The organism is Paenibacillus taichungensis, assembly GCF_013359905.1.
GTDB classification, from domain to species: domain Bacteria; phylum Bacillota; class Bacilli; order Paenibacillales; family Paenibacillaceae; genus Paenibacillus; species Paenibacillus taichungensis.
This window is the reverse complement of record NZ_JABMCC010000121.1, coordinates 465,117-487,045: the sequence shown is the minus strand read 5'-3', so window position 1 is coordinate 487,045 and position 21,929 is coordinate 465,117. Positions and strand designations below refer to the sequence as shown.

The 21,929-nt window shown below is 42.6% G+C and carries 20 protein-coding genes; 1 reads left to right on the top strand and 19 read right to left on the bottom strand.

All coding sequences use genetic code 11. The annotated features are described in order from the left end of the window. Positions 1–22 precede the first annotated feature (22 nt). Positions 23–1,369: a hemolysin family protein gene (locus tag HP548_RS29850; protein ID WP_163756378.1), complete on the top strand. Its 1,347-nt coding sequence runs from the start codon at positions 23–25 to the stop codon at positions 1,367–1,369. A gap of 145 nt (positions 1,370–1,514) precedes the next feature. On the opposite strand, the gene HP548_RS29845 is transcribed toward HP548_RS29850, so the two are convergent. The 19 genes from HP548_RS29845 to HP548_RS29755 all read right to left on the bottom strand — a co-directional run bounded on the left by HP548_RS29845 (position 1,515) and on the right by HP548_RS29755 (position 21,922). Then, positions 1,515–3,104, bottom strand: a complete 1,590-nt coding sequence (locus HP548_RS29845) for an alpha/beta hydrolase family protein (protein WP_175383694.1) — start codon at positions 3,102–3,104, stop codon at positions 1,515–1,517. Between the two features lie 52 nt (positions 3,105–3,156). Then, complete coding sequence (locus tag HP548_RS29840) at positions 3,157–3,939, bottom strand: DUF1648 domain-containing protein (RefSeq protein ID WP_175383693.1); 783 nt, start codon at positions 3,937–3,939, stop codon at positions 3,157–3,159. Positions 3,940–4,281: 342 nt separating this feature from the next. Beyond that, on the bottom strand, positions 4,282–4,677 hold the full coding sequence (locus HP548_RS29835) for a GntR family transcriptional regulator (RefSeq protein WP_175383692.1): 396 nt from the start codon (positions 4,675–4,677) through the stop codon (positions 4,282–4,284). A 216-nt stretch (positions 4,678–4,893) separates the two neighbouring features. Then, a complete protein-coding gene (locus HP548_RS29830) occupies positions 4,894–5,967 on the bottom strand; it encodes an AI-2E family transporter (protein ID WP_099855963.1) in 1,074 nt (357 codons plus the stop codon). Between the two features lie 221 nt (positions 5,968–6,188). Next, positions 6,189–6,986, bottom strand: coding sequence for an ABC transporter permease (locus HP548_RS29825; RefSeq protein WP_076291511.1), 798 nt, complete (start codon positions 6,984–6,986; stop codon positions 6,189–6,191). Next, entirely contained in the window at positions 6,979–7,887 is a 909-nt protein-coding gene (locus HP548_RS29820) for an ABC transporter ATP-binding protein (RefSeq protein ID WP_076291510.1), read from the bottom strand. Before HP548_RS29820 ends, HP548_RS29825 begins: the two co-directional genes overlap by 8 nt. Positions 7,888–7,919: 32 nt before the next feature. After that, positions 7,920–8,171, bottom strand: a complete 252-nt coding sequence (locus tag HP548_RS29815; protein ID WP_099855841.1) for a hypothetical protein — start codon at positions 8,169–8,171, stop codon at positions 7,920–7,922. Positions 8,172–8,414: 243 nt separating this feature from the next. Then, entirely contained in the window at positions 8,415–8,933 is a 519-nt protein-coding gene (locus tag HP548_RS29810) for a hypothetical protein (protein ID WP_076291509.1), read from the bottom strand. An 87-nt stretch (positions 8,934–9,020) separates the two neighbouring features. Next, positions 9,021–9,611, bottom strand: a complete 591-nt coding sequence (locus HP548_RS29805; RefSeq protein WP_217504862.1) for a VanZ family protein — start codon at positions 9,609–9,611, stop codon at positions 9,021–9,023. Between the two features lie 18 nt (positions 9,612–9,629). After that, positions 9,630–10,547: an LCP family glycopolymer transferase gene (locus tag HP548_RS29800; protein ID WP_175383690.1), complete on the bottom strand. Its 918-nt coding sequence runs from the start codon at positions 10,545–10,547 to the stop codon at positions 9,630–9,632. Positions 10,548–10,586: 39 nt separating this feature from the next. Next, complete coding sequence (locus HP548_RS29795; protein WP_099855835.1) at positions 10,587–11,918, bottom strand: UDP-glucose dehydrogenase family protein; 1,332 nt, start codon at positions 11,916–11,918, stop codon at positions 10,587–10,589. Beyond that, complete coding sequence (locus tag HP548_RS29790; RefSeq protein WP_175383689.1) at positions 11,915–13,303, bottom strand: sugar phosphate nucleotidyltransferase; 1,389 nt, start codon at positions 13,301–13,303, stop codon at positions 11,915–11,917. Before HP548_RS29790 ends, HP548_RS29795 begins: the two co-directional genes overlap by 4 nt. Positions 13,304–13,355: 52 nt before the next feature. Further along, on the bottom strand, positions 13,356–14,708 hold the full coding sequence (locus HP548_RS29785) for a lipopolysaccharide biosynthesis protein (protein ID WP_099855831.1): 1,353 nt from the start codon (positions 14,706–14,708) through the stop codon (positions 13,356–13,358). Between the two features lie 33 nt (positions 14,709–14,741). Continuing rightward, a complete protein-coding gene (locus tag HP548_RS29780) occupies positions 14,742–15,938 on the bottom strand; it encodes a glycosyltransferase family 4 protein (protein WP_099855830.1) in 1,197 nt (398 codons plus the stop codon). Positions 15,939–15,980: 42 nt separating this feature from the next. Beyond that, positions 15,981–17,126 (bottom strand): glycosyltransferase family 4 protein, encoded by a 1,146-nt coding sequence (locus HP548_RS29775; RefSeq protein WP_175383688.1) that lies wholly within the window; start codon positions 17,124–17,126, stop codon positions 15,981–15,983. A gap of 37 nt (positions 17,127–17,163) precedes the next feature. Further along, complete coding sequence (locus tag HP548_RS29770; RefSeq protein ID WP_175383687.1) at positions 17,164–18,246, bottom strand: glycosyltransferase family 4 protein; 1,083 nt, start codon at positions 18,244–18,246, stop codon at positions 17,164–17,166. Position 18,247: 1 nt separating this feature from the next. After that, the gene (locus HP548_RS29765) at positions 18,248–19,411 is read right to left on the bottom strand and encodes a glycosyltransferase (protein WP_175383686.1); all 1,164 of its coding nucleotides are present in this window, start codon (positions 19,409–19,411) and stop codon (positions 18,248–18,250) included. Beyond that, positions 19,408–20,721, bottom strand: a complete 1,314-nt coding sequence (locus tag HP548_RS29760) for a hypothetical protein (protein ID WP_125477269.1) — start codon at positions 20,719–20,721, stop codon at positions 19,408–19,410. Before HP548_RS29760 ends, HP548_RS29765 begins: the two co-directional genes overlap by 4 nt. Positions 20,722–20,728: 7 nt before the next feature. Further along, positions 20,729–21,922, bottom strand: coding sequence for a glycosyltransferase (locus tag HP548_RS29755; RefSeq protein ID WP_175383685.1), 1,194 nt, complete (start codon positions 21,920–21,922; stop codon positions 20,729–20,731). Positions 21,923–21,929: the final 7 nt, after the last annotated feature.

The following is a 21,929-nucleotide window of genomic DNA, read 5'->3' as shown; positions in this document are numbered from 1 at the left end:
ACTTAAAGGAGAAGACTAGTTAATGGACAGTGAGAGGTATGCGTTAAATTTAGTATTGGTTGCTTTTTTGATAGGACTTTCGGCATTTTTTGTAGCGGTGGAATTTGCACTCGTAAGAATTCGCCCGAGCCGGATTGACCAAATGATTGCAGAAGGAAACAAGCGTGCCTTGGCTGTTAAACAAGCCGTTGCCAACTTGGATGGATATTTGTCCGCCTGTCAGTTGGGTATCACGATTACATCTCTGGGACTGGGCTGGCTGGGAGAACCCACGGTTGAGAAAATTCTTCATCCTGTGTTCGAAAGCATGAGCATGCCGGAGGCAGTTTCTTCATTCTTATCGTTTGTTATTGCGTTTGTCGCCATCACGTATTTGCATGTGGTAGTTGGTGAACTTGCACCTAAAACGATTGCAATCCGTAAAGCCGAAGCCGTTGCTCTACTGACGTCTACACCTATCATCTGGTTTAACCGAATTATGTATCCTTTTATCTGGCTGTTAAACAGCTCAGCGAATCAACTGGTCAAATTGTTCGGAATCAAACCTGCATCAGAACATGAAGATGCGCACTCCGAAGAAGAATTACAGATTATCATCAATGAAAGCTTTGAGAGCGGCAAAATCAACCAAGCTGAGTTCGGATATGTAAGCCGGATTTTTGCTTTTGATGAGATGCTTGCCAAAGAAATCATGGTACCCCGGACTGATATGGTCTGCCTTTATGTCAATAGATCGAACGAGGAAAACCTGGATATTATCCGGCAAGAACAATACACCCGTTTTCCAGTAGTAAATGAGAGCAAAGACGATATTATCGGTATCATTAATACCAAACAATTTTTCCTGGAGTTATATGGAAACGACGAACCTGTCGATCTGTCTTCCCTGATTCAGCCGGTATCGGCTGTTCACGAAACGACACCGGTCAAGGACCTGCTCAAAAAAATGCAGAAGGATGGCGTGCATATTGCCGTTCTGGTTGATGAGTATGGAGGGACTTCCGGGATTGTAACGATTGAGGATGTGCTTGAACAGATTGTCGGTGAAATCCGGGATGAGTTTGACGCAGACGAAGTCGAGGATATTCAGGTCATCAATGAAAACTATGTCATTATGGATGGCAAGGTGTCCTTGTCCAAGGTTAACGACATGTTCACGTCAAACCTGGATGCTGACGAATGGGATACCATTGGGGGATGGCTTTATAGCCATCGTCCAGAGATGAATGAACAGGAAGAATATGAGTTCGAGAATCTGACCTTCGTTTTGCTGGAAAAAGACAAAAATCGCTTCTACAAAGTCGCCGTTGTTCCTAAGGAACCACTGACCATGTCCGACTACACTGATGAAGACGAGAAGAGAGCCTAATTGGGCTAAATAAAGCAACAACTTCATATATAATAAGAAGAGCACTTGCCCCTACTTTGGTAAGTGCTCTTCTTATTATTTCTGGCTGAATGTGTTACTTCCCCATGTTATCACTCAACCAGAATGGAACTTACCGTCCCATTTTTTAATTTGATTTTAATACCCACTTCGCAATATCATCGATAATGGCTTTGGAGACATTAGATGGCTCAGCGTACTCTTGACCAATCGAAAGTCCATCATAGCTGGATAAAAGATGATTTACCTTTGGATAGCTATTGTATGTCACATTGGAATGATCTTGAAGAGCCGATTTCCAGTTCTCGAATTGATTCATAGACACTTGCACATCATTTTCGCCTTGGATAATAAGCATAGGGGTATTTTGTGTTTTAGCCAGTTCCGCAGGCACATAATCTCTCTGCTCAAACCACCAATAAGCAGGTTGAAGTGGAAACGCCTCAGGAAGATGATCTACGGAATATTTAGGATCTTTAACGATCGCAGCAACATTTTTATAAAAATCAGCTTGTTCTTTAATGATCTTCGTGTCTAAATCTAGCCGCTTCATCCGATCTACCAATTCGTCTTGCTGCTCGGTCAGCACATCCACAAAGCTACTGCTTGGTGCAGCAAGTAGAATACTCCCTGCAATATCATGCTGATTATCGTCAGCAATGATTAACGGCACTGCAAACCCGCCTTGACTATGTCCAGCCACAAAAATCGCTGTAGGATCAATATTTGGATTCTTTTTAAGCAAATCTACTGCATCGGCTACCTGATTTACACTTTCTTGTTTTAACGTGAATTTAGGCTGTGAAGCGACCTTATAGGTATGTTCATATGTGACCTTATCATATCTTAATACAGCAACTCCTTGTGAAGCTAAACCTACCGCAAGATCGCGAAATGGCTTTGCACCACCAATGGCAGCATCTTGATTGCTAGGCCCAGATCCGTGTACCAGAATGACAACCGGGAAAGGTCCCTCTCCCTTGGGCAAAGTTAATGTCCCTGGCAAAGCCAAATCACCCTGACCAACGGTAATATCTTGCTCTGTATAAGCAGATAGATCGTCATAGCTTGGTTTTTGATAAACATCTGGCGTAGCGGCAGCAATATACAAGTCATCCACAAGTCCGTTATGATTCATTCTGACTGTAATATTTAAACGAGTAAGCGCTGTCTTAAAAGTGTAGGTGACATTGCGATGCACTGTGTTATTTTCTACGTGTTTAGCTATGGTTTCACTTGTAATTTTGCCATTTTGTCCTTCTAAAGCTCCCCATAGCTGACTCAACAACGTGGGTGACAACACTCCGCTAACAGAGGTATGAACATACTTCGCAGCTTCCTTACCATTGCCCTCACTAATAAGTGAAATGAATATATCCTCAGGTGCTGCCTTCAGTGTCTCGGTAAGAAATCTCCCATCCATAAAGGTAACTCCTTTCGTTAGCTCAACAGGATTGTCTAAGGGGACGACTTGCCCATTCACCATCGCCTGTTTCTCTCCTACCTTAGCTACAATCGTAAGCTCATTTTTTCGTATTGTGATTTGTCCTGTTGTTTGTTGCCAAGATACTTCTGCCCCATTCTTTTCTGCAATCTCACGAATAGGAACTAAAGCTTTGCCATCAGCGGTTTGTTCAGTAGCTGCTGAGATAGATGTTACTGGCAGGATGAGACATGCAGAAATAAGAGAAAGTAATAGCTTTTTCCAATTGTTCATCGTAATAACTCCCCCTAAGCAATTTTTATTATATGCATAGACATATGAGCGTTTATTGGCTCAGGACTATACTTATAACAACAATAGCAATGATGAATAATAACAGGACCCAAGATAGTGGACGAGCGAAGTTAATAGTCCAGCCTATTCCATAACGTTTTTCTACGGTAAAAGAAGGATCATTGCTATTGAAGTAAATAAAACCAAACTTCCAATAATCATCGTCATTCACAGGCTGCTCCCTGGATCTTTCACGATCCTCTTGATGATTCCGAATTTTCCCACCGCCTTGTCTGCCTGTGAGAGACAGCAACACAGCGCCTAAGACGATCACCACAGGGGTGATGAAGCTAATACTTGTTAACAAGACCATATTCGGGACGAACATATTAATCTGAATGAAGGCAAATAAAATGGTAAGAAGCAACCCTGTTATGATCGTAAATAGGGACCATTTACGGCGGAATTGAATATTTTCAGCAGCAAATTTGGCAGGATTAGACGTAGTAAGCTGTTGTTTGCTTGCTTTAATACTCCAGTTCACCAACATCATAAGTGCAATGATTCCTAGCTGTACCAGATTAATAGCCAGTACCGAAAGGTAGGTTTTAGGCACACTGGAAGTGACATTGCCCTGAAGATCATATTTCATTGGAATGATGTTAGGTAGTGCCTTATAATTCACGATCGAAATGATCGCAATGGCTACAATAATAGCAAAGTGAATGAGAAACCAATAGTTGGAATAGGTGAGCTTGTTTTGGCGGAAGGTGGTATCAATTTTAACCCGTTGAGGTGCTTCTACAGTTGTAAGTGTTCCCTTTAGCTTTTTCATCTTGAAATGAAATATCATATTTAGTGCTGCCCAGTACACAATGAATATCATTGTACAAACACCGGTAATCATTGCGGTAGACTCTTCATTAGCAGATCGGAGTAAATACAGACAGACAAGTATAACAATCCCGTTCCCGATCAGGCTTACTGTAGCAAACATACTCCGGAGCTTACGTAAGATGGGTGTGTAATAATTATATTCACTTACCGTAACCCCAAAGCTGATGGTTTCCCTTGTCAAATATGGTGCAAAGGATAGAAGTAAGGCTAATGGAGCAAAGATTAAAATGATAGGTAATATACTAAATAGTTCCATATATAACACACTCCCTTGATTCTTTTATTCTATGTTGTGACCCATCTTTACATCATCATACATTTGGTCTAATACCGCAGATAGTTCCTCTTTGGTCATTCCGCGACAGATCGCTTCGGCAATAATCGGTCTTAATTCTCTCTGCTGCTTTTTCAAAAAATCATCTGTTAAATCAGGCATTCCATCAGGGTTCACTACGACTCCCTTTTGTCTATGAACAAGAATGTATCCATCTTGCTTGAGTAGTGTATAAGCTTTGTTGACCGTATGAAGATTAACACCAATATCTGCGGCCAAATTCCGAACCGAAGGTAACGCCTCACCTAGCTGTAACTCGCCACTAGCAATACCTTCAATAATTTGATAAACCAGTTGCGAATAGATGGGAAGTTCGGATTGCATATCCAGTTGAATAATCAAGGGTCCACCTTCTTTTTCGTTATCTGTTATATATCAAGTATAACAGATATAACATAAGTGAGCAATAAGTATGAAAAAAAGCCGCATATCCATCGCGAGGGCAAGTTTCCTGACCCTTCACCATTGATATGCGGCATATCCTGTTGAGCTTATCCATATGTTTCAAGAGCAAACATTAGTGGTGACACATGACACAGTTGTATTTCAAATTCCATTTCAAAGTTCAGTCTTATCTTCGACAATCCGATAATGGATTTTGCGAACTATAATTTTCAGAATCATGTACAGCGGAATAACGATAATCATCCCAAGAATGTTCCCCAAGTCTGCACCTACAAGCAGTAAGATAACGGTAGTCAGCGGATGAATGTCCAACTGTTTGCCATAGACATAAGGAGAGATCAGATTGTCCTGAATTTGCTGGGCGATGACAATGATGACAAGCGACCAGATCGCCATTGAAGGTGATTCGATGAACCCCACAATAACGACAGGAATGGCTGCCAGCAAGGCCCCTACATAAGGAATGAAATTCAGAACAATGGATACGGCCGTCAGTAGTAAAGCATATGGCAAACCGAGAAAGAGAAAACCAATATACATCAGGATGCCCAATGCTACATTGACAATGACACGACCTACAATGTAGCTGCTTAAGGCTTCGTCAATTTCATGGACCGTCTCTTCTCCATCTTTACGGTAACGTCTCGGGAGCAACAGTGTAAGATTGGTTCCAAATTTGCTGCCCTCCTTGAGCATGTAATACAGCATAATCGGGAACGTCGCCAGAATGATAACCAGATTGGATACAACCGAGAACAATCCGGACACGTAATCCGTTACCTGGGCAATTCCTTGACTTAAAAAATCAGAGAAACGTGAGAACAGATCGGAATCCTCAGGTATATATTTTGAAAGGAAACCACTCTTCTCAAATTCAGCCAACTGATCACTGAGCGAAGTAACCAGTACCGGGGCATTCTCCACAAAATTCAACAGTTGTTCACGCAGTGAAGGCCATACAAGCACACTGAATCCTGCCATAATCAGCGCAATCACCACGTAAATAATAAGAACTGACAGTGCACGCTTCATTTTGTGCCGTTCCATATAGTCGACAAGCGGACGCAGCAGATAATAGAAGAAACCGGCAATCAGCAGCGGAATGATGATGATGTGAATCAGCGAGGTCAGGGGGCTGAAAATAAAGTTGACTTTATCCCCCAAATACACGATGAGCAGCAGCAAAATAATTGCTGTGCATATACGGTAAAACTTGTTGTTTATCAAGAAACGTGATCCCTCCATACGCTGCTCTGCCAAATACGACTGCGGCGATAATATGTATGTATTGCAACTTAATACAGCTTGGGCAGCGTGTTCCATTCCAAGTCGTATTCGCATGTATTATTATATGTACCCTTAAATGCTAGTCATGCCACAGCGGATGCTGAATATACTCTCTTTTCTATCCCGAAAGAGAAATTGGGCAAAAAAAAAGAAGCAGGCGATTAGCCTGCCACATCTCTTTTGTTGAATACAACCCATGAGATCAACATGAAAATGACATAATATACAGCTAGAACAGCAATAGAAAAGCCAAGTGTCATACCTGCATTTCCATCGCCGCCAAGCAATCCATAATCCGCCGCTGAATTCATATAGCGACTGAGATCCATGTTATTGAACAGAACATACTTGGCCCATTCGTAACGAACGGGATTGAAGATCAATGAGAACAAATTCTGTGTAAACATGATAAATAGAGACAAACCGATGGCCAGAGCTCCCGAACGAAACACGGAGGAGACCATAAAGGCAATAGCGAGCGTAATAAACAAGTCCACGTACAGATATCCCCATAGTGCAAATGCATGTGATGCAGAAGCACCGCTTCCATCCGGAGTTACGGAATGAGAGAACAGCATATACGACATTACGGTTGCCAGAATAACAACAAGTAACGTACTCAGAATACTGAACCCAATCACGGACAAATATTTGGATGCCAGTATTTTGCTGCGCGACCACGGACGAATCAGCAGAAGTTTAATCGTTCCCCAGGTGAACTCACCAGCTACCGCTTCAGCTGCAATAACGACACAGAAGATGGTATTCAGGAAAAAGACAATCTGAACGGTTGTAATAGCTGCTTGCCAGTATGGGACCTCACTAGATCCCATGCCTTCATTAAGCAGAACCGGCATCAACAGTGAGATCAATGCCAGAATGGATAACATAATCCAAGTACGCGGACGACGGAAAATTTTCATGTTTTCATTCATAATTAGATTGCCGAAATTACTCAATGCTTCCGCCCCCAGTCACCTGCAAAAATTGATCTTCCAGTGTATGGGTTACGTTACGGATACCATATACCTGAAACCCTTCACTGACCAGCCTCGCATTCAAGTCCGGAATCTGCTCACGAGATAAACGAACCACAATGGCATTGCCCTGAACTGTAGCTTCGCTAATTCGTTCGGCTGCACGTGATGCATCATTTACTTCAAAAGCAACTTCAGTAAGTACGTCCACTCCTGCCTCAGCTTTTAGATTTCTTACATCAATCAATTTGCCATTTTGGATAATCGCAACGGTATCACACATCAATTCCATCTCGGACAGCAAGTGGCTGGATACAAAGACTGTGATCCCTTCCTCCTGACAGAGCTGGCGCAAATAATCCCTAAGTTCCCGTATTCCCTGCGGATCAAGTCCGTTGGTGGGTTCATCCAATACCAATAATTTTGGTTTATGTAATATGGCTTGGGCTACGCCCAAACGCTGGCGCATACCTAGTGAATAGGTCTTTACCTTGTCATGAATGCGTGCTGTAAGCCCAACACGTTCAATCGTCTCGGCAATGCGTTCTTTCGTAATACCAGGTGACATCCGGGCAAAGTGAACGAGATTCTGATATCCAGTCAGAAACTTGTACATTTCTGGATTCTCAACAATAGCTCCAACCTGAGCTATGGCTTGCTCAAATTCATTCTTCACACTGTGTCCCGAAATAATGATATCTCCTTGACTGATGGACATCAGCCCTACCATCATTCGAATCGTTGTTGTTTTCCCCGCCCCATTGGGTCCTAAAAAACCAAAAACCTGCCCCGGAGAAATATCCAGAGTCAGGTCACTGACCAATGATCGGGAGGAGATGATTTTACTGACGCCCTGAAGACGGACGACCGGCTCCTGTTGCATTCCATTTCCTCCTTCATCAACGGACACTCACATCATGCCCGCTTCTCATATGAAGATAGTGTATCATAATCTTTAGTATATTGTCCCGCAAACTGGGATTTCCCCTGACGTTTCGTATGAACTACACACGCTTCACAGCATCCAAGCGGCATCTCACTCCGATAAAATCCGGTGCGAAATACGTGATTGCCTCCACAGTCCTCTTCCTTTAGTTCGACAGAGCCCCTAGCGACCGACACAATCATCCCACAACTGACACAGTAAAAGCGGTCCGTTTCGATCAATGATATTCCTTCCCCTCACAAGGAGCATTGAAGTCCCTGTTATTTGTCGTTAGACGCTGAATTTTGATACAATTTGTATCTAACTCGTAATTTACTTGACACCGGGACTAATGTCAACCCCTTACAGGTTTAAAAAGAAATGAAATGCAAAAAAAGCTCCATAAATGCGACTAAAGTCTCGCATTCATAGAGCCTTTTCAAGTACAAATGATACAATTCGGTACATAGTATGGGTTAATACTATCATTCGGTTTTATCATGCTCAGTCTCGGTATCTCCATTCTTCGGATAATACCAAAGCAATGTCCAATCGTCCCCATCCTTTACGATATAACAATTCTGCACGATTTTAAATTGACCAAAGGTTCCCGTAAACTTCTGGGTAACACCAATGCGATACGCCTCTGCAAATGGTTTAACGCCATCAATTACCGTAACGTCAAACTCCCGCTCCGGTTTTTCCATCTCCAGATCAAAGGTTTCGACTCCAAAATGCTGCATGAAGATATGCGCTCTGGACTGTAAGTAGGCGCTTTTGGGAAAACGCTCTTTCATCAATGGATGAAACAACTCCCATGAACTGCCGAAATCACCTGTCTGCTCATATTTGTAAAACTCTTGGGCAATGGCAGCAGCTTCATCTGGTGCATCTGCACGAAACAGATATGGGATGGTTCTGACTATGAGCCACAACAGCAGCAGCACAAGTGCTATGAATCCGATCTTTTTAAGTAACGCATTCCGGTTCCTTCTTCGCAGCATGCATCGTCCCCCTTGTCCTACTTCCATACTTATGATGGATGGCAAGCAAGTAGAAGCAAGAACTAGCGGGTAGCATTTCCTGGGAAATCACTTTCTTTTGACTGATGATCGTCTTGGAGACCTGAATCTTCTGAAAACGACATTAGCCCCTATATATAAGGCAATTCCGCCACATCCGCCAAGCAGATCCACGCCGACATCACGGATTGAACTCGTCCGGTCAGGGCTGAACTGCTGAATATATTCATCAATGGAGGCGATAACCGCTACTACGACCAGGGCTGAAGCCATACAAGTGAACATGCGCATTTTCCTATACCTCAGCCCACCATAGATAAGCACCGCCAGCACAGCATATACAAATAAATGTGCACTTTTCCGAAATATGAACTCAACAAAACCATACGGTCGCTGTCTTAAAGAATATTCAAGCTCACCGTATGTGAATTGCACATCGGGTAGTGCGTATCCGATCTTCACCTTTTCAGACCATTTATGCAGCCAAGGCTGGATGGTCTGCTGCTGATAAGATTGGGTCGAAAAGTGCCAAATCACCAGAACCCAGGCTACAATCAGCAGCAGGGACAATATATAAACATAAGGTCGTTGTTTACGTCTATGCTTATGTCTTCTTTTCCCGTAATCCTCCTCCATAAGCAAGGTTCTCACCACTTTCATAAGCCTTTCATTTTCTGTTTATTTCTCCAAATGTTCTTCAATTATTCCGTGAATGCGATCCCTTTCCTGCTGATCCACGATGTAATAATAAATCCCATTGATTTTCTCGCCTTTACCCTTGATCTCCACCGTATCTACATTCTCCAGATCATTACGATAATCGAGGAGGAGTTCCTTCATTTCATCAAAAGTAACATCCGTTCTGACATGAGTACCTAGTTCATCCAGCATATTTTGGATATGAAGTACACTGGAGAATTGCATCGTATTCTTAAGCATCTGCTTCAGAACTTCACGCTGTCGATCATTACGCCCCAAATCCCCTTTCGGGTCATCATAGCGCATTCTTGAAAAACCGAGCGCAGCAACGCCATCTAAATGAATATTTCCTTGATCGTAACGCTGGCCCTCATAATCAAATGCAAAAGGATTGTTTACGTCCACGCCACCGACCAGGTCAATGATTTTGGCAAAGCCCTCCATATCCACTTTCATATAATAATGAATGGGGACTCCCAAAAATTGCTCGACGGTACTTACCGACATGTCCACGCCTCCGAAGGCATAAGCATGATTGATCTTATCTACAGTGTTGTGTCCCACAATTTCTGTCCGTGTATCCCTCGGAATATTAAACATGAGCACTTGTTTTTTCCCGGGGTTCACACTCAATACGATCATCGTATCCGAGCGCCCTCGATCATTCGGACGTTCATCCACGCCCAAAATCAGTGCGTTAAAAGGCTCTTTGCTGTTGATGTCCACCGGTAGCCCACCTCTGCTATCTGTGACCGAGACGGGCTTTACAGGATTTCTAGGCTCATAAATTTGGTCAGCGGTTGATTTAACGGATTGGTAGAGATATATGGCATAACCAAACACAACAACTACAAAAAAGGAAACAATCCAGATGGTAACTTTCATCCACTTTTTCATGGGTTCTTCCTCACTCACATTCAAGATGATGAATAGCGGTTAAATGATTGCTGCCGTTTTCCCTTCCAGCTTCGTCAAACCCGGACGACCAACAGAATAATATTGAAGATTAGATGCCTGAACCTGTTCAGCACTATACAAATTACGACCATCAATCATAATTGGATCCTTCATGATTTCGGCCAGTTCTTTCAAATCGATATGAGCGAATTCCTTCCATTCAGTCAACACGCACAAGGCGTCTGCTCCTTCAGCAGCATGAAGTGGATTCTCTTCCCACGTGATGGAGGCGACATCTACCTCTTTACGGAAATTTGCAGTTGCAATGGGATCATAAGCCTTGATTACTGCTCCAGCATCACTTAGATGCTGAATGATATCGATCGCTGGAGCGTCACGCACGTCATCTGTCTCCGGTTTAAACGCTAATCCCCAGACAGCAATGGTTTTTCCTTTTAAAGATCCCAACGCCTCTTCCAGTTTGTGAATGATATGAAAACGCTGATCCTGGTTTACTTGGACAACGGATTTTAACAGTCTGAAATCATAATCGACCATGCCTGCGATCTGAATTAAAGCCTGTGTATCTTTTGGAAAGCATGAACCTCCATAACCAATACCTGCCTTCAAAAAGGAAGCTCCTATACGCTTATCGTAACCCATACCTTCGGCTACTCGTGTAACGTCAGCTCCTACTTTTTCGCATATATTCGAGATTTCATTAATGAATGAGATTTTGGTTGCGAGAAATGCATTGGAAGCATATTTAATCATTTCGGCTGATCGAATATCTGTAATGATCAAGTTCTCGGTCAATGGCCGATGAAGTTTTTTTAGTGTTTTAATCGCGCGATCACTGTTTGTTCCAATGACAATCCGGTCAGGATTCAGCGTATCATTAACCGCAGATCCTTCGCGGAGGAACTCGGGAACAGAAGCCACATCGAAAGGCTGAGATGAAATACTGCTAATCAGCTCGCGAACACGATCATTGGTGCCAACAGGAACGGTGCTTTTGGTCACGATAATTTTGTAGCTTTCAATGTGACTTCCAATCTCTATAGCTACCTGCTCCACATAGCTCAGGTTGGCTTCACCGCTCGGAAGAGAAGGCGTGCCTACAGCGATAAAGATAATATCCGACTGGCTAATCGCTTCAGCAATATTGGAGGTGAACGATAGTTTTCCTGCTTTCATGTTGGAAGCCATCAACTCTTTGAGGCCTGGCTCATAGATAGGAACGTTGCCCTCGTTGAGCATCTCCACTTTGGCCTCATTGTTGTCCACACAGATGACTTGGTTGCCGATCTCCGAAAAGCATACTCCTGATACAAGACCTACATACCCTGTTCCAATCACCGCGATATTCATCTTGTTTTCCCCCAATTCACGCAATTTTGGATAATATCTGCCCATTCCATCTCGATTCGCACGATATCCTCTTCCACCAGCTCACTGCCCAGCTGAACTTCTATAATTTCAAGTTCGGTTACGGCTTTTACACTGTGTTTACTACCTGCCAGAATCGAAATGACATCCCCTTGATTAAGCAATCTCAGTTCACCATCCAGAATCAGTTCGCCTTGACCCGAAACAACTGTCCATACTTCATTTCGTTTGAGATGGTATTGATAAGAAAAATTTTTATCCGCCCCAACGATAATGCGTTTGGTTAATACCTCTTCTCCTCTGGCATTACGCGTGTAATCAAGCACTTTGTAACAACCCCAGCGGCGTTCCTCATACATAGGACGTTGGGTATCATCCTTAAGAATCTCTTTAATCTGTGGACTTGCCTCTTTCTCACTAACCAGAATTCCATCCGGACTGGTCGCAACGATAAGATTGGAAACCCCCAACACACACACCGGAATATTCAACTCATTGATCAGATGTGTGTTCACCGAGCTGTTCGTCATTACACCTTTGCCCACAATATGAGTACTCATCTCGTCCGTCAGCGTATTCCATGTGCCGAGATCTTTCCAATATCCCTCATAAGGTGTAACCACGATGTGACTGGCTTTTTCGACTACCTGATAATCGAAGCTAATTTTCTGTAATCTTCCGTATTGTTTCAGCATCTCTTCATACTGAATTGGCAGTTCAAGGGAAATCAGCAGATTAATCAGATAGTTCAGCTTGAATGCAAAAACCCCGCAATTCCAAAGGGCAGATTGTTCTATCATCTCTGCCGCTTCAGTCTCACAGGGTTTTTCTTGAAAACGTGATACTTTGGCGTAATGGTTATGTTTTTCGGTTTCATGGGGATCAGGAATAATATAACCGTATTTCTCTGAAGGATACGTGGGTTTTACCCCGATTAATGCGAGCTCCGCACCAGACTCATCTAACACTCCTTCAAGCTCCGTAACTTTATAGAAAAAGGATTCCTCCACATAGGGATCAACGGGAAGTACAGCAACCGTTTCGTTCAGACTGACACCCTGTACCGAGTACAGATACACAGCTGCCAAGGCAATTGCGGGAAAGGTATCTCTGCGTTCTGGCTCTACGACAAGATCAACCTCATCTCCCAGTTGACTCCGTAAAATCTCCACCTGCGGCTTACTCGTTGCGATCGTGGCCTGTTCGCTTAATCCAGTATGCTGTAGTTGCCTCCACACCCGTTGAACCATGGATTCAGTTTGCCCTTCAGGGCCCTCCAGTACTTTCAGAAACTGCTTCGATCTCGTATCGTTGGATAAGGGCCATAACCTCTTGCCTGATCCACCGGAGAGAAGTACGATTCTCATGGTTATCACTCCACTCTCTATATTTTACACGCATTTGAGCTTTTACTCTGTCTCATCTACCTCTCCTCAAAAATTTCTGCTGGTTAAGGCGTTTCAGCAAAAAATGAACATCATCTTTGTTAAAAACCATTTGTCTCATTGGAATACTATATATTTTTTTTAATGAGATCAGAGAAACCATAATCCGCACAACAGAACCTGTTAGCAGAGCAAGCGCAATTCCATGTAATCCGTAGTGAGGTGTAAGAAGGAAAAATAAAGTTATGGTTATGACAACAGCAGAACTCTGTCCAACCAGAATTACTCCAGGCCGTCCTAGAGCGTTAAATGAAGAAGCCAGTATGCTCGCTCCCCCGCCCACAACACATTCCAATGAAAGAAGATAAAAAGCACTGCTGGCATCCAAAAATTCTTCGCCAAATAATAAACCTATAAAGTAACGACCAACGATCATACTAGGCACAACAATGATCATCATAAAAATCATGCTGATTCTAAACGATCTACCCACAAGACCAAATACTTTTTCTTGCTCCAATCCAGCAGCTTTTGGGAATATGACGTTCGTTATAGCCGTCTGGAATACATTAAACATACGGGATAGTGCGTATACGACGGAATACAGACCAAAATCACGGGGGGTTAACAACGCTAAAATAATAATTTTATCAAACTGATTATAAAGTGTGTTGAGCAACTCAACTCCGCTTACTCTTGCCGCAAAACTAAACAAGTGCAAACTGGATTTGATGTGACCCATAACTTTGGATATCTGTATTGAGATATGCATCCGAAGTGTGTACGCATAGAATCCTAGTACAATGAAGTAGGAAATAAAACTTACAATAATAGCACGTTCCAATGAGAGGGTTCCGCTAATCCATAAAAAAACCAGGCCTACGAAATTAATAAGTGGGGCAAATAGCCTTGCGAAATTATAGATATGAAACTTCTCTGTACCTTGTGCCGTCGCTGCTAATACACCAATGATCAGAAAAATGGGAGAAAGGGATGTAATATATACCCTCGCAATGGAAATAACCGAATCAGGATAATTCGATAACCATGTTGATACTCCAAACCAACTTATGAATCCTAGAATAATACTGATTGGAATCTGCACTAGAAATCCCATCCCCATATATACAGGGATTTGAATACTATTTTTTTTGATATGATAGATTAGTGCCGTTGGCAAGCCTAACGTTGCCAGATTGGTAAGAAATCCTGGCCAAAACAGAATCGCAGCCAGTTCCCCCTTGCCTTCCGCTCCAAACATTCGACTAGTAATAATAGATGTCACTGTTGTAATTCCCATTATCAAAATGTTGGCGAAACTGGTCATTAATATGGACGTGTATATACTTCGCTGTTTGATATTCCCTTTCGAAGCTAGTTCCATCATAAGATTAACCTCTCTCTGTTTAGCCAGGCGTAATTATGATTCAACCTCTAAACTCCGTGTTCTTAGGGAGCGTTTCTTTTCTTTCTGATACAGAACCTCTTCAAAACTGTCTAAATATTTCCTGGACATCATTTTCCAATCATTTTGCAATGCAATTTCTCTAGATTTCTTACCCATTTTTTCCATTTTCATCTCGTTGAGAATAAGAGAATTGAGAACATTAGTTAACTGCTCTGCATCGTTTGGATCAGTCAGGACAATTCCTGAGGGCATATTTTCGCCTGAGCTCCGTATAATTTCAGTTACGCCCGATTCCTCTGTTATAACGACCGGTATTCCTGATGCAAGTGCTTCGAGTACAACTAGACTGCAAGCCTCATAACGTGAAGGGAAGATAAACAGATCCACATTGCGCATGATATGTCCCATATCCTTGCGGAAACCCAAAAAATGAACCCGATCTTTAATATTCAGATCCTCGGCCATTTGAGGATAAATGCTTCTGTTAGTAGAACCAGCTACAACAAGAGATAGCGCAGGTACGGATACCATTGACTTTAGCACGGTGTCTAGGTTTTTTCTTGGACTACTGATATCACCAGCAAAAAGACCTACAACCTGGCTGGGGTTGATATCCATTTTGCTCTTCTTCCCAGTTTCACAGGGATAAAATTCACGCACATCCACTCCATTATGAATGACTTGCACCTTATCATGCTTAATGCCCAATTTAATTAATTCATTCTTCACTTTCTCGGAAACAGCAATAATCTTACCGCTTTTGCGAAAAGCGTACCGTTCGAGAAACGCATTAACAAGAGTGTAAAGACCAAAATACCAACGTTTCCAAGAGCGGTGTACGCGGAAACTATGTACGGGGGATTTAATCCATGTGCTGTGTACAAAGTGAACAGCATTGATGTCACCTTTAGCCCAAGTGATAAAACCGTTGACCATGACAAGATCAACCTGTTTTGCTTTTCTTAGCTTGCGAATATGAATCGCACTCTTAAAGGCAAAGATTTGATAGCGCAATAGCTGCGGTAACTTGAGAGAAGGAAATACCTTAATCCATGTAGCGCTTTTATTCTCAAGTAATTGTGACTCCACCTCATTGGCAATCATAATAACTTCATGGCCCTGCCTTAAGGTTTCAACTGCGACTTCATAGTTGACTCTGCCTTGCCCTTCTCCTTTAACAATCCTATGGGTAACAATACATATTTTCATCCTTAATCCTCCTAGATTAGAACATGAAGATTGTGGATACAATTAGATGAGTTGCTTCAACAGCTGTCCGCGATGCGACCATAAGCAATGATTAATAACCCAGTCATAACCGTTATTTCCCATCGTTCTGGCCAGTCCTTCATCCGTAATCAATTCTTCGATACGATTGGCGATTTCCTTTTCATCCAGAGGATTTACAAGATAACCCGTTATCTCGTCCTTTACTGCGTCAGGAATTCCACCGCTGTTGCCCGCAATCACAGGTAATCTGTAGTAATTGGCTTCAAGGAATACGATTCCGAAACCTTCTACATCACCTTTTTCCTTAATATCACGGCTAGGCATGACAAAAAGATCAGAACATTCATATATCTGATGTAGCTCATGGTCAGTGATGCCTCCTGTAAAAACGACTACAGAATCTAACCCGTACTGCCTCACCAGACGTTCCAATTCCCCTCTGTGTGGACCATCTCCACATATTAGATATTTCAGATTAGGAATCCGCTCGATCAGATGACTAATAGCTTTAAGAGTGACATCATGTCCCTTGCGTTCAACCAAACGAGAGACGGTTATCATCACTTTTTTGCCATGCAGATTATATTTATCCCTGATATTTTCATTGAAATCAGAACCACCGATTAGTTTACTTACGTTTAATCCCGGTGGAATAATGACAATCTGCCTCTCCGGAATACCGAGCTCCACCAACTTTGACTTGGTATACTGACTATTGGCAATCACCTTTTCAGACCGCCTCAAAATGAACAACAAGAGTGGAAACAACTTGCTGTTCACCATCCCCATAACATCAAGGCCATGAACATAAGGGAAATATTTAACCCCAAAAAAAGTTTTCATAAACGGGCCTGTGATGCCTACTGGGAATATGTTAACAAAGTGTATTTCATCGGCCTTTTTGCGCCATTTCAGAATAATAAGCTGGAAGAATAGGATCAGCTGCGATACGATGAGCAGGAGCTTATTGGAATTCCAAAAGATTCGTTTCCGGATAATCTCGAAATCGGTCTTCTGGTCAAATTGTTCTGACGCTGCAACATCCTTTATTTTATTCGTTAGAACCGTAGTCTCTTCTGCCGGAATCTGTGATATAAGTCCATAAGCGTAATCATGAATCCCTCCTTTTTCGGGCGGGAAATCAATAGCAACAAATACCTTATTCATAGGTTTTATCTCCCTTGAAAGACCGCATAAAGCCTTCTTACACCGTACTCATGATTACGTTGACTGTATCCTTGGCACATTTGTTCCAGGAGAAAAAAGCCGAATGCTCTCTGCCCTGAATGGACAATCTCTGGCCAAGCTCCGGGTCAGACATAATCTCGACTAGGCGTGAAGCGGCTTCCTGCGGATGATGAGGATCAAAGTAAAGCCCAGCTTCCCCACATACTTCCGGAATGGACCCTCGAGAAGATACAATCACCGGACACCCGAGCGCCATCGCCTCAAGCGGCGGCAAGCCAAATCCTTCATACAACGACGGGAAAATGAAGCCAGCAGCATGTTCGTACAACGCTTTTAACTCTTCGTCCGTCACATAACCCACCCAATTTATGCCATCCGATTCGCTCAATGCGTGATTGCTGAATACCTTGCTGTTTTTCGAACCAACAATGACCACACTCAAATTTTGCGCCTTCACCTCAGGCAAAATTTCTAAAATCAGCTTGAAGTTCTTATATGGATTCATGGTGCTGACAGCCAGGACGTACGGTGATTTAATCCCGTATTTCTCCAGCGTTCCTTGAGCAGCTTGCCTATGATGAATATGATCAATGCCCAAATGAGTGACGGTTACTTTCTGTGCGGCAATTTTGCAGTGTTGGATCAGTTCTCCTTTGGAGAAATTGGATACCGTGATCACCTTTTTGGAAATCTTCCCCAACCTAACGGTCAAAAACTGATACCATGAACGAAAAGCAAAAGAAAATGCCTTCGGATAACTGAATACGGATGCATCGTGGATTGTAACGACCTGATTTCGTTTGAACGCCGGGCCTGTGTTACAAAGGTTGATCAGTAATCCTTTCCTCGCATAGAGCGGAAGCTCAAGCTGCTCCCACACATGTCCCTTGAATCTGCCGACCACCTGGTGACGGATATGCTTTAATTCAAGTTTAGTGATAACATTTGCGGGGGAAAGCAGACAAAACTCATATCTTGTTCCATCCACCTCTCCCGCCTCAATGAGTTTGTCTATTTCCTTTATAAGCTCAATTGCATACCGCTGTACTCCGGTAACGGTCTGAGTTAGGAAGCGGGCATTAATATATATTCTGATCATGTTATTCTCCATTTCTCTTTGAAATTTCCAAACGTGAAGCAGGATGAACCCCCTGGAAGGCAACCCCGATATTCCTCGCTTCATAATAGAGACTAACGAACTCTTCATTCATTCGATCAGAGCTGAACTTCTCCTTGTAAATGCCATGACCTACTTCGCCCATGGCGGCCAGCGTCATTTTATCCAGACTCATAAGAATCTCTCTCAGCTCTTCGGGTCGGTTGAGATCAAAGATGTATCCGTTCATGCCATGTGAGACTAACTCCGGCAAAGAGGCCCGATTGCTTGCGATCACTGGCTTGTGGTTCTTCATAGCTTCCAGAGCTACCAAGGGTAATCCCTCCCACCTTGATGGCATGATAATTGCATCGCATTGCTCGTAATAGTTATCAATTTCCGCATTGTCCACCCAACCCAACCGAACAACATTTTCAGGGAAGCTCCATTCATTCTTTTCCAGCACACTATCACCGATGACATATAGCCGGATTAACTGCTGAAGTTCAGGATATTTACCCATGACATCTAGAAGGATATCTAGTCCCTTCTGTCGATCATATCTGCCAACGAATAAGAGCTGAATGACACTCGTCTTATCCAAATCATCTTGAACAACTGGTGGAGAATGATCTGGTCGTTGGATATTTTTCCGATCACGCAGACCACTGTATACAAATCTCGATTTAGCAGGGGACATTCCTAGTCGAACGGATTGTTCCAACTCATACTTCGAAATATTGATGATAAAATCTGTTTTGAACTCCAGCACTTTCTCGATCATGAAATACGCCTTTTTATGTAAAGGCTTAGTATCCATTAGAAAGGACCATCCATGTGAGCAATAAAACACGCTCGCTTTTCGAGGCGTTATAAAAAATAAGCCCCTTGCGAGCATACCCGCAAATGAGCTGTGAACATGAATTATATCCGGTTGAATGCGTCGTATGGTTTGGTGAATCTGTCTCATGGCCGAAAAAAAGTGCTTGGGGTGCCGTTTATACTTGTAACGAAAAATGCGATCTGGCTCCAAATCAAAATCAGAAGCCGAATTATGGTCGCTCATCAGCAAATAAACATCAAAAATATGACGTTGGTATGCAACAAGCTCGTTTAAATATGTCGCTACCCCGCCAACAACGTATTCTCCTATATGCAAAACTTTCATTTAAGCTCACCCGCTTTGTAATGTATATCGTCTGCTTCGCGATACTGATAGAGAGCCATGCCAATGAACATCCAGAAGAAAACGTTGGCAGGAAGCAACTCAAGTACATTCGTTGTTAAACTTGCGGCTGCCACTCCTGCGCCAAGAGCGAGCCCTACCTGAGGCAGACGCAAAGAATTCGAATCAGGAAGTTTATCCATTCTCTTCACGAGCGAGACAACGATCCACATAAAAAATGCGATAAAATAAACGATTCCGATCCAACCTGTCTGTTCGTATAAGGAAAAGTACTGATTGTCTACCGCAAAATTACTGGAGTTTAGTCCTATCATATGTGTTCTCCGGCTTGCAGCCCCTACTGAGCCAATTCCATTACCGATCATTCCATTCATCGTGAACGGAGAGGTCAGATTGCTGCCCCATGACTGCAATCGATCTAATAGGGAAGAACTGGAAAGAAGATTTTTGGATTGCAGCATTTTTCCTCCGAAAAATACTGCTGCTGGGAGTAATATGAAAGTAACGCCTAAGATCAATGTATTTTTTTTGGTATATTTACGAATATGCAGAAAAAACATACCTACTTGATATACGAACCATAGTAACAGTGCTGATCGAATGGTAGATAACAGCAAGAAGCTGATTGTCAACAGCTGGATCAATATTCGAAAACTCCGATGGTTCACTGCAGCTCTGGTTCGTTCAGCAATTATACCTGTCATAAGAAGGGCGTAAGCGTAGCCATCAGGTGAATAGGTAATAGAAGACAGGCGTGGTACTCCCTCAAGATAGTTTTTGATATTCACTCCGTATACAAATCCCATGGTGATTAGCTTTTCTATGCCCAAAGAGTATTGAATTAACCATCCCGCAATTAGCATCATAAAAATGATCAGGTTAGTTCTGGCAAATGCATAAATTCCATCATATTGAGCTATAAGCATGCCTGTAAATAACATCACGAGAGGCAAAAACGTAATTTTGATACCATAGATCAGCGTAACCACACTTGAACCCAGCAATACGTTCAATGCTCCCAGCACTACAATGGATCCCAGTATAAACAGGAACGGATTTAAGAAGGAAACCTGATGACGATAAACTCTAGCAAAAGAAAAAATGGAAATGAACACCATACCTACGTCTTTCAAAGAACGAATCACAATATTATCTACATAAATTGAAATCAAACCGTAGATGGATAGATAGATAAGCAAAAAATGCATGGACACCGTAAACAATGAGGACGGGGATTCGGATCTCATCTGTGCAAACGAATGTGATCTGGTTCTGGCATCCAAAGAAGTCATGTACATGTTAACCTCCACACCTGATTAGCTTCTCATAGATGTTGGCGTGCTCCTTGAGAAGGTAATCTTCATTAAAGGATTGACTGTGTGCAAAGCATTGAAGCTTCATTTGATTTTTTTCCAATTCAGACAACTCATAATAGTTGAGAATCGCCTTACTAATCTCATCTGCACTGTGGGCTGCAAATGTAAATCTCCCTGAATCCATCAAAATCTCCGGCATTCCTCCAACCTTTGAAGCATAGACGGGTGTACCTACCTGATAAGACTCAATGACCACTCTACCAAAAGGTTCATCCCATGTAGAAGGCACGATGGTCAAATCCATCCCTGCCATCCTCCGGGCGATTTGTGATTTATCCAATTTGCCCTTAAAAATGATACGCGGTTCTGACTCAGCCAGTTCTTGCAATTGATGCAGCATCGGACCATCTCCGTGAATAAACAACTTTCCTAAAATCTTCTGATCTAATTTTTTCACTGCATCAATCAAATAATGAACACCCTTTACTTCGGTTAATTGTCCAAAATATCCTATGTTCAGCGGCTGATCATGACGAACCTCCTTGTCAGCATACAAGTCCTGAACATTATCATTATTCTCTACAATATTATGAATCACATGTTTAGAGGCGTGTTCGAAGAACCCCATCGCTGTATGCGTCCTGAGGATATGTTGCGATATGCCAATTACCGATGAGATCATGCGGCTGTATCTCTTCGAAATTTGTCTGTACACTCTGGAATACGCTGATATTTGAATAGGCTCAATCAGTGAGAAATCCCGAAGTGTATGCACCACTGGAATCTCCAGTTCAAACGCTGCTTTCCAGATCGCCAGGCTGAGACCAGGGATATTCTGGGTATGAACTACAACCGGACGTGTCAGCGCAAGATATCGTTTAATATACCGATACTGTCTGATGTTGAATATGTCCTGAACTCGCCATAACACTTTGTCAGAGGTAGATACTCGCCTCGAAGAATCACCAATCCAGTAACGATTGTTAAACGGCAATCTCAAGATTTCAATTCCGTTAACGGAATCTTTCCGCACTTCGCCCTCCTTGTGTCCCCCTACCGTAATGACCTTTACGTCATAACTTAGATCCAGAGTCTGAGCAAGGATTTGTGTGGATATTTCAGCCCCACCAATGACATGCGGTGGATATAAACTGTGGGCAATCAATATTTTATGCACTTATCTC

Bases quoted from the DNA above. Each gene is read 5' to 3' on its own strand.
- HP548_RS29850 (WP_163756378.1), top strand. From the start codon at position 23: ATGGACAGTGAGAGGTATGCGTTAAATTTAGTATTGGTTGCTTTTTTG.
- HP548_RS29845 (WP_175383694.1), bottom strand. From the start codon at position 3,104: ATGAACAATTGGAAAAAGCTATTACTTTCTCTTATTTCTGCATGTCTC.
- HP548_RS29840 (WP_175383693.1), bottom strand. From the start codon at position 3,939: ATGAAAAAGCTAAAGGGAACACTTACAACTGTAGAAGCACCTCAACGG.
- HP548_RS29820 (WP_076291510.1), bottom strand. From the start codon at position 7,887: ATGCAACAGGAGCCGGTCGTCCGTCTTCAGGGCGTCAGTAAAATCATC.
- HP548_RS29810 (WP_076291509.1), bottom strand. From the start codon at position 8,933: ATGCTGCGAAGAAGGAACCGGAATGCGTTACTTAAAAAGATCGGATTC.
- HP548_RS29805 (WP_217504862.1), bottom strand. From the start codon at position 9,611: ATGAAAGTGGTGAGAACCTTGCTTATGGAGGAGGATTACGGGAAAAGA.
- HP548_RS29800 (WP_175383690.1), bottom strand. From the start codon at position 10,547: ATGAAAAAGTGGATGAAAGTTACCATCTGGATTGTTTCCTTTTTTGTA.
- HP548_RS29795 (WP_099855835.1), bottom strand. From the start codon at position 11,918: ATGAATATCGCGGTGATTGGAACAGGGTATGTAGGTCTTGTATCAGGA.
- HP548_RS29790 (WP_175383689.1), bottom strand. From the start codon at position 13,303: ATGAGAATCGTACTTCTCTCCGGTGGATCAGGCAAGAGGTTATGGCCC.
- HP548_RS29785 (WP_099855831.1), bottom strand. From the start codon at position 14,708: ATGATGGAACTAGCTTCGAAAGGGAATATCAAACAGCGAAGTATATAC.
- HP548_RS29780 (WP_099855830.1), bottom strand. From the start codon at position 15,938: ATGAAAATATGTATTGTTACCCATAGGATTGTTAAAGGAGAAGGGCAA.
- HP548_RS29775 (WP_175383688.1), bottom strand. From the start codon at position 17,126: ATGAATAAGGTATTTGTTGCTATTGATTTCCCGCCCGAAAAAGGAGGG.
- HP548_RS29770 (WP_175383687.1), bottom strand. From the start codon at position 18,246: ATGATCAGAATATATATTAATGCCCGCTTCCTAACTCAGACCGTTACC.
- HP548_RS29765 (WP_175383686.1), bottom strand. From the start codon at position 19,411: ATGAAAGTTTTGCATATAGGAGAATACGTTGTTGGCGGGGTAGCGACA.
- HP548_RS29760 (WP_125477269.1), bottom strand. From the start codon at position 20,721: ATGACTTCTTTGGATGCCAGAACCAGATCACATTCGTTTGCACAGATG.